14 protein-coding genes and 1 tRNA gene are annotated in these 17,624 nt (G+C 42.8%); 13 read left to right on the plus strand and 2 right to left on the minus strand.

The window, feature by feature from the left end:
• Positions 1 to 192: 192 nt before the first annotated feature.
• The 4 genes from BM283_RS14350 to BM283_RS14365 all read left to right on the plus strand — a co-directional run bounded on the left by BM283_RS14350 (position 193) and on the right by BM283_RS14365 (position 3,425).
• Entirely contained in the window at positions 193 to 642 is a 450-nt protein-coding gene (locus BM283_RS14350) for a GNAT family N-acetyltransferase (protein ID WP_090694301.1), read from the plus strand.
• A 100-nt stretch (positions 643 to 742) separates the two neighbouring features.
• A complete protein-coding gene (locus BM283_RS14355) occupies positions 743 to 1,186 on the plus strand; it encodes a phosphate-starvation-inducible PsiE family protein (protein WP_090694303.1) in 444 nt (147 codons plus the stop codon).
• 165 nt (positions 1,187 to 1,351) lie between these two features.
• Complete coding sequence (locus tag BM283_RS14360) at positions 1,352 to 1,828, plus strand: potassium channel family protein (protein WP_090694305.1); 477 nt, start codon at positions 1,352 to 1,354, stop codon at positions 1,826 to 1,828.
• Positions 1,829 to 2,189: 361 nt separating this feature from the next.
• On the plus strand, positions 2,190 to 3,425 hold the full coding sequence (locus tag BM283_RS14365; RefSeq protein WP_090694307.1) for a vanadium-dependent haloperoxidase: 1,236 nt from the start codon (positions 2,190 to 2,192) through the stop codon (positions 3,423 to 3,425).
• Positions 3,426 to 3,734: 309 nt separating this feature from the next.
• Here the strand turns inward: BM283_RS14365 and BM283_RS14370 are convergent, their stop codons facing one another.
• Both BM283_RS14370 and bioA read right to left on the minus strand, forming a co-directional pair.
• Positions 3,735 to 5,138: an MBL fold metallo-hydrolase RNA specificity domain-containing protein gene (locus BM283_RS14370; protein WP_090694309.1), complete on the minus strand. Its 1,404-nt coding sequence runs from the start codon at positions 5,136 to 5,138 to the stop codon at positions 3,735 to 3,737.
• Positions 5,139 to 5,159: 21 nt separating this feature from the next.
• Entirely contained in the window at positions 5,160 to 6,470 is a 1,311-nt protein-coding gene (bioA, locus tag BM283_RS14375; RefSeq protein WP_090694310.1) for an adenosylmethionine--8-amino-7-oxononanoate transaminase, read from the minus strand.
• A 166-nt stretch (positions 6,471 to 6,636) separates the two neighbouring features.
• Here bioA and groES point away from each other — a divergent pair, with 166 nt between their 5' ends.
• The 9 genes from groES (at position 6,637) to BM283_RS14425 (ending at position 17,561) form a co-directional block, all read left to right on the plus strand.
• Positions 6,637 to 6,927: a co-chaperone GroES gene (gene groES, locus BM283_RS14380; protein ID WP_046849543.1), complete on the plus strand. Its 291-nt coding sequence runs from the start codon at positions 6,637 to 6,639 to the stop codon at positions 6,925 to 6,927.
• Positions 6,928 to 6,982: 55 nt separating this feature from the next.
• Positions 6,983 to 8,629 (plus strand): chaperonin GroEL, encoded by a 1,647-nt coding sequence (groL, locus tag BM283_RS14385; protein WP_090694313.1) that lies wholly within the window; start codon positions 6,983 to 6,985, stop codon positions 8,627 to 8,629.
• 245 nt (positions 8,630 to 8,874) lie between these two features.
• The gene (locus BM283_RS14390) at positions 8,875 to 9,633 is read left to right on the plus strand and encodes an SDR family NAD(P)-dependent oxidoreductase (RefSeq protein ID WP_090694319.1); all 759 of its coding nucleotides are present in this window, start codon (positions 8,875 to 8,877) and stop codon (positions 9,631 to 9,633) included.
• Positions 9,634 to 9,693: 60 nt separating this feature from the next.
• Positions 9,694 to 9,779 (plus strand) — tRNA-Leu (locus tag BM283_RS14395).
• 91 nt (positions 9,780 to 9,870) lie between these two features.
• Positions 9,871 to 11,187, plus strand: coding sequence for a trigger factor (gene tig, locus BM283_RS14400; RefSeq protein ID WP_090694315.1), 1,317 nt, complete (start codon positions 9,871 to 9,873; stop codon positions 11,185 to 11,187).
• 48 nt (positions 11,188 to 11,235) lie between these two features.
• Complete coding sequence (gene clpP, locus BM283_RS14405) at positions 11,236 to 11,814, plus strand: ATP-dependent Clp endopeptidase proteolytic subunit ClpP (RefSeq protein WP_082110549.1); 579 nt, start codon at positions 11,236 to 11,238, stop codon at positions 11,812 to 11,814.
• Positions 11,815 to 11,905: 91 nt separating this feature from the next.
• Positions 11,906 to 13,192: an ATP-dependent Clp protease ATP-binding subunit ClpX gene (clpX, locus tag BM283_RS14410; protein WP_046849539.1), complete on the plus strand. Its 1,287-nt coding sequence runs from the start codon at positions 11,906 to 11,908 to the stop codon at positions 13,190 to 13,192.
• 164 nt (positions 13,193 to 13,356) lie between these two features.
• Positions 13,357 to 15,777 carry an endopeptidase La gene (gene lon / locus BM283_RS14415; RefSeq protein ID WP_090694317.1) on the plus strand — a complete coding sequence of 807 codons (2,421 nt, stop codon included), beginning with the start codon at positions 13,357 to 13,359 and terminating at the stop codon, positions 15,775 to 15,777.
• Between the two features lie 1,334 nt (positions 15,778 to 17,111).
• On the plus strand, positions 17,112 to 17,561 hold the full coding sequence (locus BM283_RS14425; protein ID WP_368086446.1) for an ISAzo13-like element transposase-related protein: 450 nt from the start codon (positions 17,112 to 17,114) through the stop codon (positions 17,559 to 17,561).
• The last annotated feature ends 63 nt before the right edge of the window (positions 17,562 to 17,624 follow it).

The raw sequence follows: 17,624 nt of genomic DNA on the forward strand, positions 1-17,624 counted from the left end.
CATCAAGCACCAGCTTGGCTGTCGCGTTGAACAAATCATGGAAGTAATTGAAGCGCACATAAATCAATTCTTTGTGCAAGCTCTGCAATTAGATTGCCTTACCTTGCAGCGAGAAGCCTTGGATAGGAGTGATCAGTGAAATTTTATTTGATTTTAAACCCCGAAACTTGAGAATTAAAAAGAGAATCATCAATGAAATGGCAGCAAGATGAATTCACAGTGACGGATAATCGAGAAGACCTCGACATAGAAATGATCCATGATTTTTTATGCGAAGTATCTTATTGGGCAAAGCATATCCCTAGATCAACCGTAGAAAAATCAGTCAATCATTCGCTTTGCTTCGGCTTGTATCACAATGGGAAGCAGATCGGTTTTGCGCGTGCCATTACGGATTGCGCTACCTTCGCCTATTTAGCTGACGTGTTTATTGTGCCAGATTATAGAGGGCGTGGCCTCGGCAAATGGCTGATTTCTTGTATTCTTCTGCATCCTGAATTGAAGGGGCTACGCCGTTGGATGCTGGCAACGCTAGATGCACATGGTCTGTATGAACAAAATGGTTTTGTAAAATTGCAAAATCCAGAATGGTTCTTGGAAATTCATAATCCTTACATATATACGCAAAATAATGCACCTTAACGTTCAGTCTGATGCTTTGCATCAAACTACTTTCTATGTCAAATAAAATCTTGGAAACGGATACGAGAGAATGAGAGAGATGTTATGAAGATGGCGCTTGATGATAGACCAGTGGTCGACTCAAACGTTTTACCAACGTTTCGAGAGCATAGTAGCGCTCATACTTACATTTATGATTACGCTTGTAATTATGGTGGCCCTTTTCCGTTTATTCATTGGAGTGGTTAGCGGGTTGGTGTTTGGTGCATTGAATCCGCTTGAGTATACGGTTTTACAAACCGTTTTTGGCCAGATCATGACATTATTGATTGCGCTGGAATTCAATCATACGCTGCAATACGTTGTTACCCGCCAGCAAAGCATCATCCAAACGAAGGTCGTGTTGCTGATTGCCTTGCTTGCGCTGGCTCGCAAATTCATCATTCTGGATCGTAAAACTACTCCGGCAGAGGCATTGTTTGGTTTGGCTGCTATTACTCTGGCTGTTGGTATCACTTATTGGTTGATGCGTGAACGTGGTGATCGTATTTCTCAGCAAGACTGAAAAGAGGCAGGTGCTTGGAATTAATCAAATGCTTTGTGTTGGCTGCGAGTTACGATGAGGGGGAGCTCTATGAGCTAGTGTATGAATAGAGTATCAATAATGGTTGAATGCCATGCATGTTTTTTAATTTTAACGTAGCTAAGAAGGTGTTAGGGCCGCAGTCATATGGATGAACATGTTCACCATTTCGTTATTTTGCTGATATCTGCAATCATTGTGGCGTTCTGCGTGATACTTCATTATGAAGCTTTACGTTTTCTTGGACGTGCTGTGGGAGCGCATGTACACAAACGTAGTGGTGTGTTGTTGGTAATGTTTGGCTTGCTGATAGCGCATATACTGGAAATCTGGATCTTCGCTTTTGGATTCATGATTGCCCATCGGAGTGCTGAGTATGGTCATATAAGGGGCATAGAAAATGGTGATATTATCGACTACATTTATTACTCGTCTGTGGTATACACAACTGTTGGTTTTGGAGATTTAGTGCCTGTTGGCGCAATACGGATGCTCACTGCTGCGGAGGGTCTGGTTGGTCTGGCAATGATTACCTGGTCTGCTTCGTTTACTTTTATTGCTATGCAGCGTTTCTGGCCTTACCCCTTGGCAGAGCTTCACAAAAAACCAGACAATGAGGCCTGAAATTAGCCTTGCTGAGAATCAAATTACAGGATGCGAGGTAGTGGTTTGAATTATTAGAAAAAGGGGGTTGCTGGACGAACAGGTTTAATATTCTTGTTCCTTTTATCGTCGATAGAGCTGCTTAGCAGGCGTGTGAGGTACTTTCAGAGGCAGACTTATACTTAATAAGTGAGCAGTCAATTGATGAGATAGAGTCAATGATGAGCTGATCCCCTTCTCTAAGCCATTCTTAGCGAATAAAAGAAAATCGTGAGTTTTTTGAGAAGCTTACAGCCGCAATAATCTTGCTTGAATTCAGGACAATATGCTCTGATAACTACATAATTATAATTTAGTATTGGATTAAAAAGTGAGGGTCAGTATGAAGAGTATCATCACATGCCAACAGATAGCATTATTGATGGCTGTCATTTCGTTATTTTCAATTTCGCGCGTACAAGCAGATGCAGTAACCGAATGGAACCAGCTGGCTGGTGATATCGTTATTAATGGCAATGTCGGGCCTTTGCCCGCTGAGCGGATACTAGCAATGGTGCAGGCGGCTGTCTATGAAGCGACCAATGCAATCACTCAGCGGTATCCAGTAAGTGATCTGAAGCTAACAGCTGCCCCAGGAGCTTCAGTTGAAGCTGCGGTGGCCGCTGTGAACCATGCGATTTTGTCAAGGTTCGTGCCATCCCAACAAGCTGTAATTGAGAAAGCCTATGAGGCTGCGCTTGAAGCGATTGCTGGGGGACGATCAAAAACAGCGGGTATTGCTGTAGGCGAGAAAGCGGCAGCGGAGATTCTAACTTTGCGTGCGCATGATGGCGCAGCTACGTTAGAAACTTATCGCCCATATACAAGTCCAGGTGTGTATGTGCCAACCATTATTCCAGAAGCCCCGCAATGGGCGCAACGTAAACCTTGGCTGATGACGAGCCCTGCTCAGTTTCGCCCGGGGCCACCCCCTGCATTGGGAAGCGAATTATGGGCGCGTGATTATAATGAGGTCAAAGCGCTCGGTCGTAAGGATAGTCAGCCGCGTACTACCCAGCAGACCGAAGTTGCCCGTTTTTGGGAAGAAGTTATGCCACCGATTTATCACGGCATCGTGCGCTCAGTGGCGAATGCTCATGGAAGGGACATTACGCAGAACGCGCGCTTGTTTGCGACAGTCACGCAAGCATCGGATGATGCGTTGATAGCTGTATTTGATGCTAAATATTATTATGGTTTCTGGCGACCCATCACTGCAATTCGCAATGGGGATATCGATGATAATGATGCAACAGAAAGAGACTCATCCTGGCTCCCTTTTATTGATACTCCCATGCATCCCGAGTATCCTTGCGCGCATTGTATTGTGGCTGCGGCTGTGGGTACTGTGTTGCAAGCGGAAATTGGGGCAGGCCCCATACCATTATTGACTACAACCAGTCATGCCGCAGGAGATGCGGTGCGAAGCTGGACAAGCATCGAGGATTTGATGCAGGAAGTGATCAATGCACGTATTTATGATGGGGTGCACTATCGTAACTCAGGTATGGTGGGTGCAGCGATGGGTAAGCAAATAGGCAGTCTGGCAGTCAAAAAATATCAACTTCTCTCTGAGTAAGGAAGCTGAACCTTAATGAACTTGAATATGGCCGATTAGTTTGAAAGTGTCTGAACTAAGCAAAACCGTACCATTGCTCAAGTGGAATGTTTACACAGCATCCAAGTCGTCTTATCGGTCAGGTATAGATCAGGATGTTGATAGATACGTTCCCACAGTCCAAGTTCAGCGCTTTACAATTAATTGAAGTAGGAAACCTTCATCTACGGCTGGCATGAATAAATACCGGGCATTTTTTCGTGAGTGTAATTGATAGCTCATTGGCGGTTTAATGTATATTTCTGGAATGTGGCATTTTAGCTTGTGGTTTTAAAGTGGAATCGAGGTTAATCGTTGTGGTACGGTGGCGTGCCATGTGAGCTTTTGTTCGATAGCGCTCGCTAAGGCCGCAGCATTGCCCGGTTCGCCATGAACAATAAAGGTTTTTTCTGGCGCTTGGTTGAAGTAACTTAGCCAGTTTAGTAAGCCTGCTTGATCCGCATGCGCAGAAAGGCCTCCAATAGTATAGATGTCCGCGCGGACAGGTAACTCTTCGCCGAAGAGACGTATTTGCTTTACCCCGTCAACCAATCTGCGCCCCAGTGTTCCCGCTGCCTGAAAACCCGTGATGAGTATGGTGCATTCAGGTCTGGGCAGATTATATTTGAGATGATATTTGATACGTCCCGCTTCACACATGCCACTAGCCGAAATGATGATGGCGCCTTGCTGTATTGTGTTGAGTGTGATCGAATCTTCAACTTCTTGGATGAAATTTATTTTTAATTTATGGCCGCTATTGTTGAACCACTGCAGTGTTTCGGTTGCTTCTTTGTCCAGTAAATGGATATGCTGAAGAGTAATACCTGTAGCTGCCAGTGCCATGGGGGAGTCTACATAGATATTCATTTCTCCGAGCCTGCCTTGACGGTGGAGATCCACTAGTAGAAAGAGTAATTCCTGTGTGCGTCCTACAGCAAAAGCAGGCACGATGATATTGCCGCCTTTGCGGTGCAGTGTGTCATTAATGGCATGTACCAGCTCATCAATGGTATCCAGCATCGTTCTGTGAAGGCGATTACCATAGGTTGATTCTATTAGCAGGATATCGGCCTGTTGAATGGGCGTTGGATCACGCACGATAGGATGGCCAGGCTGCCCCAGATCACCTGAAAATACCAGCTTCTTCTGTTTTTTGCCAGATTCTACCCATAGCTCAATAATGGCAGAACCCAGTATATGGCCTGCATCACGGAATCGACAGCGTACTGTTGGGTGGGGTAAAATTTCTGCCTCATAGTTCACACTACGCAATTGCCTGAGAAAAGCTTCTGCCTGCGCTACTGTATAAAGTGGGGCTTCCTCGTAACCGGAGAGTTGGCGCTTACGTCGTTTAGCTTTGTTGTGCCATTCAACCTCTTTTTCCTGAATATAAGCACTATCTTTGAGCATGACTTTGAGCAAGTCGACAGTCGCTTCAGTGGCAAAGACTGGGCCTCTGAATCCCCAAGAACTGAGGCGTGGCAGGAGGCCGGAGTGATCAATGTGAGCATGGGTGAGCAAAACGAAATCAATCTGTTCTGGATCAAAATTGAAAGCAGCTCTATTCTTGTGATCTGCCTCACGCCCTCCTTGGAACATGCCACAATCAACCAGAAAACGTGTATGGCTTGTTTCGATCAAATAGCTTGAGCCAGTGACTTCACTGACACCGCCTAGAAAGGTAAGTTGCATACGGTAGTTGCCTTTTTTAGCTCAAAATGTATCTAGAATGAGTGCAACATTTTTTACCAGCCATGTCATTTCTTCCTCATTGATGATATATGGCGGCATAAAGTATACGGTATTGCCGAGTGGCCGCAGTAAGAGTTGTTTGTCGAGTGCCTTTTTAAAAAAAGTATTCGTAAAGTCAGGATCATCCGTAATTACTTCGAATGCCCAAATCATGCCACAGTTACGGAAGTTTTTTACTCTTGGGTGAGATTGCAACGATTGCGATAATTGGTTGAGATAGCTCGCTTTGGCGCGATTGGATGCAATAATGTTGTTCTGCTCGAATAGATCGAGTGTTGCCAGAGCTGCGCGACACGCCAGAGCATTACCTGAATGAGAGTGTGAATGCAGAAAAGCCTGTGAAGTCTTATCATGATAAAAAGCCTGGAATATATTCGGCGTGGTTAAAACGACCGAAAGCGGCAAATAACCGCCACTCAATCCTTTGGATAAACATAAAAAATCCGGGGTGATGCTGGCTTGCTCGCAAGCGAACATTGTTCCTGTCCGACCAAATCCAACCGCAATTTCATCAGCAATCAAATGTACCTGATATTTATCACAAATTTCTCGAGCGCGTTTGAGGTAAGCGGGATGATACATGGCCATTCCTGCAGCCCCTTGAATAAGTGGCTCAAGAATCAGCGCTGCAGTGTATGCATGATGTTCAGCTAGATAGTTTTCCAGTTCATTAGCGACTCTTGAAGCATAATCCTTGGGGGATTCTCCTGGCGAAGCATTGCGCCAGTCTGGCGAAGGCATATGCTGGGTATGTCGCAGTAATGGGGCGTAGATTTGTTTAAAAAGGGCAACATCGGTCACTGCAAGCGCCCCCAGAGTTTCGCCATGATAGCCATTTTGCAGGCTAATAAAATCAGTTTTTTGGGTCAAGCCGCATTGTTGCCAATAATGAAAACTCATTTTCAAGGCAATCTCAGTAGCCGAGGCGCCATCACTGGCATAAAAGCAATGCCCCAGGTCTCCTGGGGATAATTTACTTAAGCGCTCTGATAACAATACCACCGGTTCATGGGTGAAACCAGCCAGCATGACATGTTCAAGTTTGCTGAGTTGATCATTCAGCGCATTATTAATATAGGGATGGCAATGACCAAACAAATTAACCCACCATGAGCTGATCGTGTCGAGATAACGATTGCCATCGGAATCATATAGCCAGACTCCTTGTCCTTTTTTAATAGATATAAGTGGAAGGTTTTCATGCTGCTTCATTTGGGTACAGGGGTGCCAAACGGCTTGTTGACTACGATCTGATAAATTTTTATTACTCATTGACTTGAAATTCCCATTAATAGATTCTATTATTAGCACTCGTCGGTGATGAGTGCTAATAATACTTATGTTTATTGCTAACACTTCGATAGGACTTACTGTGTCCAGGTCAATATTATCAATTTACTGATGTTCATGTTTTTAATCACTATTAGGAGAAACTACTATGAATATTCGTCCGTTACATGACCGTGTTATTGTCAAGCGGTTGGAAGAAGAACGCAAGACTGCTTCTGGAATTGTAATTCCCGATACTGCGGCAGAAAAACCAGATCAAGGTGAGGTTATTGCGGTAGGAAAAGGTAAAGTGGGAGATGATGGGAAAATTCGCGCGCTGGAAGTCAAAGTGGGAGACAAAGTGCTGTTTGGAAAATACGCTGGCCAAAGCGTTAAGATAAAAGGCGATGAATACCTGGTAATGCGTGAAGAAGACATCATGGGAGTGATCGAAGGATAATTGGATTCAGGATTGCTAGCGATTAAATAATTAATTGTAATTTAGGAGAAAGATTATGGCAGCAAAGGAAGTAAGATTTGGGGATGTGGCCCGTCATAATTTGGTCAATGGGGTTAACATTCTAGCAGATGCGGTTAAGGTTACTTTGGGTCCAAAGGGACGTAATGTGGTGTTGGAGCGTTCTTATGGCGCGCCCACGATCACCAAAGATGGCGTTTCAGTAGCGAAAGAGATCGAACTGAAAGATAAATTTGAAAATATGGGCGCCCAGATGGTTAAGGAAGTCGCGAGCAAAACATCTGATGTGGCCGGTGATGGTACCACTACCGCGACAGTATTGGCGCAATCCATCGTAAAAGAAGGGATGCGTTATGTCGCAGCTGGTATGAATCCGATGGATTTAAAACGTGGTATTGATAAAGCAGTTGTAGCCACCATTGAAGATCTGAAAAAACTTTCCAAGCCATGTTCCACCAGTAAGGAAATTGCGCAGGTTGGTAGTATTTCAGCCAATTCTGATACGGAAATAGGCAAGATCATTGCCGAGGCAATGGAAAAAGTGGGTAAAGAAGGAGTCATTACGGTTGAAGATGGCTCAGGGTTGCAAAATGAGCTTGAAGTAGTCGAAGGTATGCAATTTGATCGTGGCTATCTTTCTCCTTATTTTATTAGTAGTGCGGAAAAACAAATCGCATTACTGGAAAACCCATATATTTTGTTGCACGACAAGAAGATTTCCAATATCCGTGATTTGTTGCCAGTACTGGAACAAGTAGCCAAGTCAGGTAAACCGTTGTTGATTATTGCTGAGGATGTAGATGGGGAAGCGCTGGCTACACTGGTAGTGAACAATATACGTGGAATACTTAAAACCTGCGCAGTTAAAGCACCAGGTTTTGGTGATCGTCGTAAAGCAATGTTGGAAGATATTGCCATCCTGACAGGCGGCACCGTGATTGCTGAGGAAGTTGGGCTGTCACTTGAAAAAGCCAAACTGGAAGATTTAGGGCAAGCTAAACGCATCGAGATCGGAAAAGAGAATACTACCATTATCGATGGTGCGGGTAGTGCTAACAATATTGAGGCGCGCGTGGCCCAAATTCGTACTCAAATCGAAGAAGCTACGAGCGATTATGATAAGGAAAAACTCCAAGAGCGGGTAGCAAAATTGGCGGGTGGGGTAGCCGTTATTAAAGTAGGCGCTGCAACCGAAGTGGAGATGAAAGAGAAAAAAGCCCGTGTCGAAGATGCGTTGCATGCCACACGTGCAGCAGTCGAGGAGGGAATCATCCCTGGAGGCGGTGTGGCCTTGTTGCGCGCTATTGGCACCATAAGTGAAATGAAAGGTGAAAATCACGATCAAGATGCAGGTATTAAAATTGTTTTACGTGCATTAGAAGAACCATTACGTCAGATTGTGGCTAACAGTGGTGATGAGCCTTCAGTAGTAGCAAACAAAGTGAAAGAAGGTAGCGGTAATTTTGGTTACAACGCTGCCACAGGAGAATATGGGGATATGGTTGCTATGGGAGTGTTAGATCCTACCAAAGTAACCCGTTCCGCGTTACAAAACGCGGCTTCTGTTGCTGGTCTCATTCTGACCACTGATGCCATGGTAGCAGAGTTGCCGAAAGAAGAAGCTGCTGGTCATGGCGCTCCGGGTATGGGTGGTATGGGCGGTATGGGCGGCATGGATATGTAGTTCTATTCTTCTTAAATGTGATAGGATCGCTACAGCGGCAGATTTGCTTCAGTTCTGATGCTGTAGCGTTTAATTTTTTTTACATTAGCTCTTCATATATTATTTGTTCGTCCGGCATCTAAGAGCTTTTTAGGAATTAATTGTCCTTCCTCTCTTTCTGTTTAACAAACAATAGCAGGGTATTGCAATTAATTTGCATGAATGGTTATAAAATAAATCATTTTCCAAGTTATTGTACATTTCCAATGAATAATTTAAAGCATTATCAAGCAGATAAAGATTTGCTTAGCAAGCGAGTCATTTTAGTTACTGGAGCTGGGCAAGGGATTGGACGAGCTGCTGCGATAGCTTACGCAACACATGGTGCTACGGTAATTTTGCATGGCCGTAAAGTTGAGAAACTAGAACATGTCTATGATGACATTCAAGCATTAGGTAGAGAAGAGGCAGTCATTTTTCCTTTTGATTTTGAGAAAGCGGTCGAGAAAGATTTTCAAGCCATTGCTGATGCAATTGAATCACAACTGGGGAGATTAGATGGCATATTGCATAATGCTGCTTTTACTTTTGGCCCCATGCCATTGGAGAACCATACGCTTGAGCAATGGCAAGTAACCATGCATGTTAATTTACTTGCACCTGCTACGCTTACTCGCGCTTGCTTGCCATTGCTTAAAGCATCTTCTGATGCTGGTGTTATTATGACATCAGATACACATGGTCATGAACCTTCTGCTTACTGGGGTGGATTTGCAGTTGCTAAAGCAGGTATAGAAGCATTAGTTAAAATTCAAGCCGAAGAATGGGAATTATGTCCAAATTTACGGATCAATACACTCATTCCTGGCCCTGTTCATTCACCTCAGCGCATGAAAACTCACCCAGGTGAGATAAAACATCTACTGCTTCAACCTCATGATCTGATGAGAGCTTATCTTTTCTTCATGGGTCCTGATAGTAAGGGAATAAGCGGTAAAATAATATCTTGTCAAGAAGCAGAATAGTCCGGCTGTGATATTATGAATAACAAGGTATAATTAAAAATTACAGAAGCAGCATAAGGCGCGAAAGTGGCGGAATTGGTAGACGCACCAGATTTAGGTTCTGGCGCCGATGAGGTGTGGGGGTTCGAGTCCCCCCTTTCGCACCAGAAAATCAAAATTGAGTCCATTTCTGTTTAAACTACATAAAAACGAGTTATTCGTCTTGCAATTATTAGTAGCGGTTATTAGGAAGGTTTAATGCAATCAAACGTTGAAAATCCCAATCCTCTGGAACGAAATATTGATATTTCGATTTCTCAAGAAAAAATCCAAGTGGAATTAGATGCCCGTCTAAAGCGCTTGGCTGGGAAAGTAAAAGTACAAGGTTTTCGTCCCGGTAAAGTGCCGCTAAAAATAGTGGCTCAACAATTTGGTGCGCAATTGCGCCAGGAAGTGCTGGGAGAAATGTTGCAAAAGCACTTTCAAGAAGCGATTCAGCAGCAAAGTTTACGAATTGTAGGGGCCCCGCATTTTAAGGCTAAGCAGTCTGAAGAAAATAATGCTCATTATGAATTTAGTGCAACATTTGAGGTCTATCCGGATATAAGGCTTGGGGATCTGAGTGCACTTAATGTCAGTAAGCCTGTCGTAAAAATCGGTGATCAGGAAGTTGAAAAAACATTACATATCTTGCAGAAACAGAGAGCCAAATACGAATTGACTGCGCGTCCTGCAGCACTTGATGATCGAGTTAATATCGATTATAAAGGCCTGATCGATGGAGTTGAATTTGATGGCGGCACGGCAAAAGATTTTACTTTGATTCTAGGTGATGGAAATATTTTAAAAGATTTTGAAGATGCTATTATCGGTATGAGCGCGGGAGATGATAAATCCTTTCAGATGAATTTTCCAGCTGATTATCATGATAAGGAAGTTGCAGGAAAATTTGCTACATTTGATATCAGGCTTAACAAGGTTGAGGCGCCTATATTGACGGATATTGATAATGAGTTTGCCAGATCACTTGGTATCGAAGATGGCAACATACAGAAAATGCATGAGGAGATTCGATTAAGCCTTGAGCGTGAAGTTGTGCAAAGGACACGAGCAAAACTGAAGGAACAAATCATGCAGGGCTTACTCGATACGACGGTATGTAATGCTCCCAGAGTTTTAGTTGAGCAAGAAGTAAACTATTTGATTCAGGATACTAAAAACAATCTTGCAGCAAAAGGGATAGCTGGTAAGGATATTCCTCTCTCTCCTGAAATATTTTTGGAAAGAGCTGAGCGACGAGTGAAATTGGGTTTAATTTTAGCTGAAATTGTAAAACTCCATAATTTGAATGTTACACCGGAACAGACAAAGAAATGTGTAGAGTATTATGCTCAGAGTTATGAGAACCCTGAACAGGTGATTAAGTGGCATTATTCATCACCTGAGCGTTTGAGAGAGATTGAGTCATTAGTATTGGAAGATAATGTCGTTTCGTGGGCATTGGAGCAAGTTAAAGTAATTGATCAAGAGATGACTTTTGAAGATTTGATGGGATATTCTCAAGCATCAGCTTAATCAGGAGAGAAAGCTATTTTGGATACGAGAGGTTTAGGTTTGGTCCCAATGGTTATTGAAACCAGTGGGAGAGGTGAGCGCGCTTATGATATATATTCCCGATTATTAAAGGAAAGGATTATTTTCCTTGTAGGGCCTGTTACTGAAGCGTCAGCAAACTTAATTGTAGCTCAGCTTTTATTTTTAGAATCAGAAGGTTCAGATAAAGATATTAATCTTTATATCAACTCTCCTGGTGGTCTGGTTTCTGCGGGATTAGCTATTTACGATACCATGCAATTTATAAAACCGGATGTCAGCACACTTTGTATTGGTCAGGCAGCAAGTATGGGTTCTTTATTGTTGACGGCTGGAGCAAAAGGTAAACGCTTTTGTTTGCCTAACTCTCGCGTCATGATTCACCAACCTATGGGAGGGTTTCAGGGACAAGCCTCGGATATAGAAATTCATGCTAAAGAGATTTTGTATCTGAAAAGTCGTTTGAATGATATCTTAGCTAAGCATACGGGTCAATCCATAGAAACTATCGAAAGAGATACGGATCGTGATAATTTTTTTAGCGCTGAAGAATCGGTACAATATGGTCTCGTAGACGCTGTATTAACCAGTAGAGATTATAAGAAATGAATGGGGTTTATGCCCGAAGAGGTGTAATTAGATTTGAATAGTTTTATTTCTTTATTAAAGTGGCATTGCTCAATGGTCATGGAGTCAAATTATGTCTGAAAAAATGGATGGCGATAAACTTCTCTATTGTTCCTTTTGTGGCAAAAGTCAGCATGAGGTGAGGAAGCTCATTGCGGGACCGTCTGTGTTTATTTGTGATGAATGTATTGATCTGTGTAATGACATTATTCGTGAGGAAATGCAACTTAATGAAACTACGAAATTAGTGAAATCTAATTTACCCACACCTCGTGAAATATGTAAGATTCTTGATCAATATGTTATCGGTCAAGAATCAGCCAAGAAAATTCTTTCTGTAGCTGTTTACAACCACTATAAACGTTTAAGAAATTTAACTAAAATCAGTGATACTGATGATATTGAGCTTGCAAAAAGCAACATTCTTTTAATTGGCCCCACTGGTTCCGGTAAAACGCTGCTAGCACAAACATTGGCAAGATTATTAGATGTGCCATTTATTATTGCAGATGCAACAACGCTGACCGAAGCAGGATATGTGGGAGAAGATGTTGAGAATATCATTCAGAAATTATTGCAGAAGTGTAACTATGATGTAGAAAAGGCTCAACGCGGTATTATTTACATTGATGAAATAGATAAGATTTCGCGTAAATCTGATAATCCTTCTATTACGCGAGATGTTTCAGGCGAGGGTGTGCAGCAAGCTTTGTTAAAGTTAATAGAGGGGACTACTGCTTTAGTTCCTCCCCAAGGTGGACGTAAGCATCCTAATCAAGAATTCATTCAAATAGATACCACCAATATCTTATTTATTTGTGGAGGAGCCTTTGATGGCATCGATAAAATAATACGGTCTCGATCAGAAAAAGGTGGTATAGGTTTTGGCGCTGAAATAATCAACCGGAATAATCATAAAGAGATTAATGAAGTATTAAAAGCTGTTGAGCCTGAAGATCTAATTAAGTATGGTTTGATTCCAGAGTTTGTTGGACGTTTGCCAGTCATTGCAACATTAGATGAACTTAATGAGACTGCTCTAATCCAAATTTTAACTGAACCTAAAAATGCTCTAGTCAAGCAATACTGGAAACTGTTCAACATGGAAGGAGGGGTTGAATTAGAATTCCGGGAGCAAGCGCTCAAAGCAATAGCTAAGAAAGCATTGATGCGTAAAACAGGTGCACGTGGCTTGCGATCAATTTTGGAAGAGATATTACTTGATATCATGTATGATTTACCTTCTCTTGAGAAGGTTTCTAAAGTTGTGATTGATCATGGATCTGTAAATAGTGACATCAAACCAATTTTGATTTACTCAGAGCAACCAAAGATTACTAAGAATTCAAAACAAGCTTAAAGAATGATGATGACCAAGTGAAATAAATAGATTTAGAGTGAAGCTGGTATAAAACATCAAATTTAAAAGCACATGAAATAATTACTGTACACTCTAGTATATCTAATTCTATATTTTTGAATGTCACCATAATAGACGAATGGTGTTTAATCTAAAGTACAAATATGACTTCGGAAGCTAACGATAACGAATCCAATCAATTGATTTTGCCATTATTGCCATTACGTGATGTGGTTGTTTTCCCACATATGGTGATTCCACTATTTGTCGGGCGTCCAAAATCCATCAAGGCATTGGAACTTGCGATGGAATCTGGTAAGAATATTCTACTAGTGGCTCAGAAATCAGCGGCCAAGGATGATCCTACACCACGCGATCTTTATGATATATGCTGTGTTTCGAGCCTTCTTCAAATGCTTAAGCTTCCTGATGGCACTGTTAAAGTGCTGGTAGAAGGAAGTTATCGGGGGCGTATTTTAGAATTTATCGACTCCGAATCTTATTTTTCAGGAAAGGCACTTCAGATCTCGATTGAACCTGCTAATACACCAGAAATAGAGGCTGCCCGGCGTGCTCTCATATCTCAATTTGATCAGTTCGTAAAATTAAATAAGAAAATACCACCTGAAATTCTGGCATCACTTACAGGTATTGATGAGGCTGGACGACTGGCTGATACTATTGCAGCTTACCTGCCGCTGAAATTAGAGAAAAAGCAGGAAATACTTGAAATTTTTGATGTGCAGCAGCGGTTAGAGCATTTGCTTGGTTTGTTGGAGACGGAGCTTGATATTCTTCAAGTAGAAAAGCGTATTCGTGGAAGAGTTAAGCGTCAGATGGAGAAGAGTCAGCGCGATTACTATTTGAACGAACAAGTTAAAGCCATTCAAAAAGAATTGGGGGAAGGCGAAGAAGGAGCTGATCTAGAAGAGATCGAAAAAAGAATTAAAGCCGCCTCTCTGCCTAAAGACGCACTTGTGAAAGCTGAGTCAGAGTTAAAGAAATTGCGTCTTATGTCACCAATGTCTGCTGAGGCGACGGTAGTTCGTAATTATATTGACACATTAGTTTCGCTTCCATGGAAGCTAAAAAGCAAAATTTGTAAGGATCTTCATGCGGCAGAAACTGTGTTAGAGCAAGATCATTACGGATTAGAAAAAATTAAAGAAAGAATAGTTGAATATTTAGCGGTACAACAAAGAGTTAGCAAACTAAAAGCACCCATTCTTTGTCTAGTCGGCCCTCCAGGAGTCGGTAAGACTTCTCTAGGGAGATCTATCGCTCGTGCGACTAACCGGAAATTTGTACGGATGTCTCTGGGAGGGGTACGTGATGAGGCAGAAATACGAGGTCATCGTCGTACTTATATAGGATCGATGCCAGGTAAAATTCTGCAGAATATGACTAAAGTTGGTGTCAAAAATCCGCTCTTCTTATTGGATGAAGTCGATAAGATGGGAATGGATTTTCGTGGAGATCCAGCATCTGCATTATTAGAGGTGTTGGATCCAGAGCAAAATGGTACTTTTGTAGATCACTACATTGAAGTGGAATATGATTTGTCAGATGTCATGTTTGTTGCGACGGCTAATACATTAAATATTCCTCCAGCATTGCTTGATCGTATGGAAGTAATACGGTTATCAGGTTATACAGAAGATGAAAAACTTAATATTGCCAGACGGTATCTATTGCCTAAGCAAATGAAAAACCATGGGCTTGAAGAGGGAGAGCTCATAATCTCTGAATCTGCTCTACGAGATATCGTGCGTCATTATACGCGGGAAGCTGGTGTCCGGGCGATGGAGCGAGAAATTTCTAAGATTTGCCGTAAAGTGGTAAGAGTCATATTAAGTCAAAAAAAGGCGAACAAAGAGAAAGTAACGATTAATTCACGCAATCTTGTTAATTACTTGAGCGTCCATCGTTATGCTTATGGCAGGGCAGAGGAAAAAAACCAAATTGGACAAGTTACTGGCCTCGCATGGACAGAAGTGGGCGGGGAGCTGCTGGCAATTGAGGCAGTGGCATTACCTGGTAAGGGAAAGACAATTAATACAGGGAAATTAGGCGAAGTGATGCAAGAATCCATTCAAGCGGCTTTATCGGTGGTTAGAAGTCGTTCGACGATACTTGGCATCCCAGAAGATTTTTATCTAAAAAAAGATATTCATATTCACTTGCCAGAGGGTGCCACACCAAAAGATGGACCAAGCGCAGGTATCGGTATTTGCGTTGCTATGGTTTCTGCGTTAACGGGAATACCCGTTCGAGCTACTGTTGCTATGACAGGTGAGATAACGCTGCGTGGGGAGGTATTACCTATAGGTGGACTTAAAGAAAAATTATTAGCTGCTCATCGTGGTGGCATCAAGACAGTGCTAATCCCAGAAGATAATATTAAAGATTTAAAGGAAATTCCTATCAATATAAAAAGCAAACTCAAGATTCAGCCTGTAAAATGGATAGATCAAGTTTTGGAATTAGCTTTAGAACATAGACCTGAAATACTGCCGTCGACTATCCAAAATACGCTTCCATCGGTAAGCGAAGATAATGTGGCTAATGCTATCATCAAACACTAGCGGAAGGGTATTATATTTTTTAGGAATGGTGAGAATGAACGCTAGACCTATGTTTATAAACCAATTTTCCTTCTAGCCCCATCCTGAAATACAAAGAAGAATAAACCCCATGGTAGATATTTAATGGTAATTATGCCTGGGTTAACTAGGATTCGTTCCTTCTAGGCGTAAAAACAAGCTTGCCGCATAAAAAAAATCAACTGAATATCATATGGTTATTAGCAATCTTTATTGCTGGGCTTTGTTGATCAATTTTCCTGGTTTTATTAGACCAATGATTATGGCAAATAGTGCAGTGAGTACTTCAATTACAAGTAAACCCCAGCCATCCAACTATCTGCTCATTTGTGAATAAACCTGCAGCATCTCCTATGGTAGAGATAAACCAAGTCGCAATGGCGAAATGAACTCACATTGGAAGTACAGGGTGTTTCATGTAATTGTTTCCTTTTATATCTTAGAGTAATACGCTGAATAACGTAAGAAACTTGCTACAGCAACGTCAGCATGAATGATTAACTATATTTTTTGGTTCAACATTGCCTTTTGCATGTATAGAGCAAGATAGAAGCCAACTAGTGCCGCGATGACAAGCAAGACCAGCGCAGCAGTAAGATGATCCCATCACCTGAGTCTTCTAAAATGGTCATTATGAGCAATAATCAAACCAGTTGCACCTAATAAGGCATGTACGATGAATATAGACCATAGCGCTAGCTGTTCTGAGAATATTCTAGCGGCCAGGAAAATGCAGCCTACTACAGCGATAGCTAATACCAAGATTAAAAAAGTAAGCGGTGAATTCGTATCATATTTACTTAAATATTAATCAAGATGTCTGCTTTGTCACTTTTGGGTCAGCGTCAGCAATCACTTCTTACCGCTTTAATCCATCCTCGCGAAGGTTTAACCATAGAAAGAATTATCTCACTTCCTAGCCGTCTCGTGAAATGCTGTAAATTAACATCTTGCTAGTCTGAGAGGTAGTAGTTTTGTTCAAAGTGCTGTGCTGGAAAGCACAGGTGGTAGACCGAGTAAAGTATATGCCTTAACGTCAAGTGGCTTAGAGCTTTTTCAGAGACAATATTCATTTCTTGCTAAGCTACTCCTATCCTGGATGGATAAAAATCTAGACGAACGGGAGCTAAGGGATTTCCGAAAAAGGTTATTCCCATTGAGGTATAATGGGGCTTCCACTTGTTCAACCACTGAGCTTGATCATGCTGTTCGCCTCCGCCCCGACAGTTGCGCCCCTGAGCACGTCCCAAATAGAAGACCTGAGACTGGCAAGTTCGAAAATGCTCGGAGCGGAACGCCGCTCCTTTCAGGCGGCGATGACGTTGAAATATTGCCGGCGCAGTCCCCGCCGGGCAGAGCGGGTGTTTGGCTGGAATCGCGACACGATCGAACTCGGGCTGAATGCACAGCGCACGGGCGTGATTTGCCTGGGGGCGCAAGCAGCGTACTGCGGAAACCGCCTCTGGGAGGAGAAGCACCCAGATGTGGCGCAGACCCTCCGGGCATTGGCGGAATCGCATTGTCAGCAAGACCCGACCTTCCGTACGGCGCTATCGTATACCCGGCTGACCGTGGCGGCGGCGTTGGATCGGTTATGCGCCCAAGGTTTCCCGGAGGATGGCCTGCCATCGCCCAGCACGATGGCCCAAGTGCTGAACCGGAATGGCTACCGCCTGCGCAAGGTGGTCAAGGCCAAACCCCAAAAAAACTCCCGGAAACGGATGCCATCTTTGCCAATATCGCGGACAAGGACGGAAAGCCCATAGCGGATCCAGCGTATTTGGAAGGTGGGCAGGTCATGCGCCTGAGCATCGAGTGCAAGGCCACGG

Source organism: Nitrosomonas sp. Nm34 (genome assembly GCF_900113925.1).
Classification (GTDB): Bacteria; Pseudomonadota; Gammaproteobacteria; order Burkholderiales; family Nitrosomonadaceae; genus Nitrosomonas.

Coding starts and splice junctions, on each gene's coding strand:
- BM283_RS14390 (WP_090694319.1), top strand. CDS start 8,875: ATGAATAATTTAAAGCATTATCAAGCAGATAAAGATTTGCTTAGCAAG.
- bioA (WP_090694310.1), bottom strand. CDS start 6,470: ATGAGTAATAAAAATTTATCAGATCGTAGTCAACAAGCCGTTTGGCAC.
- BM283_RS14425 (WP_368086446.1), top strand. CDS start 17,112: ATGACGTTGAAATATTGCCGGCGCAGTCCCCGCCGGGCAGAGCGGGTG.
- lon (WP_090694317.1), top strand. CDS start 13,357: ATGACTTCGGAAGCTAACGATAACGAATCCAATCAATTGATTTTGCCA.
- BM283_RS14360 (WP_090694305.1), top strand. CDS start 1,352: ATGGATGAACATGTTCACCATTTCGTTATTTTGCTGATATCTGCAATC.
- groES (WP_046849543.1), top strand. CDS start 6,637: ATGAATATTCGTCCGTTACATGACCGTGTTATTGTCAAGCGGTTGGAA.
- groL (WP_090694313.1), top strand. CDS start 6,983: ATGGCAGCAAAGGAAGTAAGATTTGGGGATGTGGCCCGTCATAATTTG.
- clpP (WP_082110549.1), top strand. CDS start 11,236: ATGGTTATTGAAACCAGTGGGAGAGGTGAGCGCGCTTATGATATATAT.
- BM283_RS14365 (WP_090694307.1), top strand. CDS start 2,190: ATGAAGAGTATCATCACATGCCAACAGATAGCATTATTGATGGCTGTC.
- BM283_RS14355 (WP_090694303.1), top strand. CDS start 743: ATGATAGACCAGTGGTCGACTCAAACGTTTTACCAACGTTTCGAGAGC.
- tig (WP_090694315.1), top strand. CDS start 9,871: ATGCAATCAAACGTTGAAAATCCCAATCCTCTGGAACGAAATATTGAT.
- BM283_RS14350 (WP_090694301.1), top strand. CDS start 193: ATGAAATGGCAGCAAGATGAATTCACAGTGACGGATAATCGAGAAGAC.
- BM283_RS14370 (WP_090694309.1), bottom strand. CDS start 5,138: ATGCAACTTACCTTTCTAGGCGGTGTCAGTGAAGTCACTGGCTCAAGC.
- clpX (WP_046849539.1), top strand. CDS start 11,906: ATGTCTGAAAAAATGGATGGCGATAAACTTCTCTATTGTTCCTTTTGT.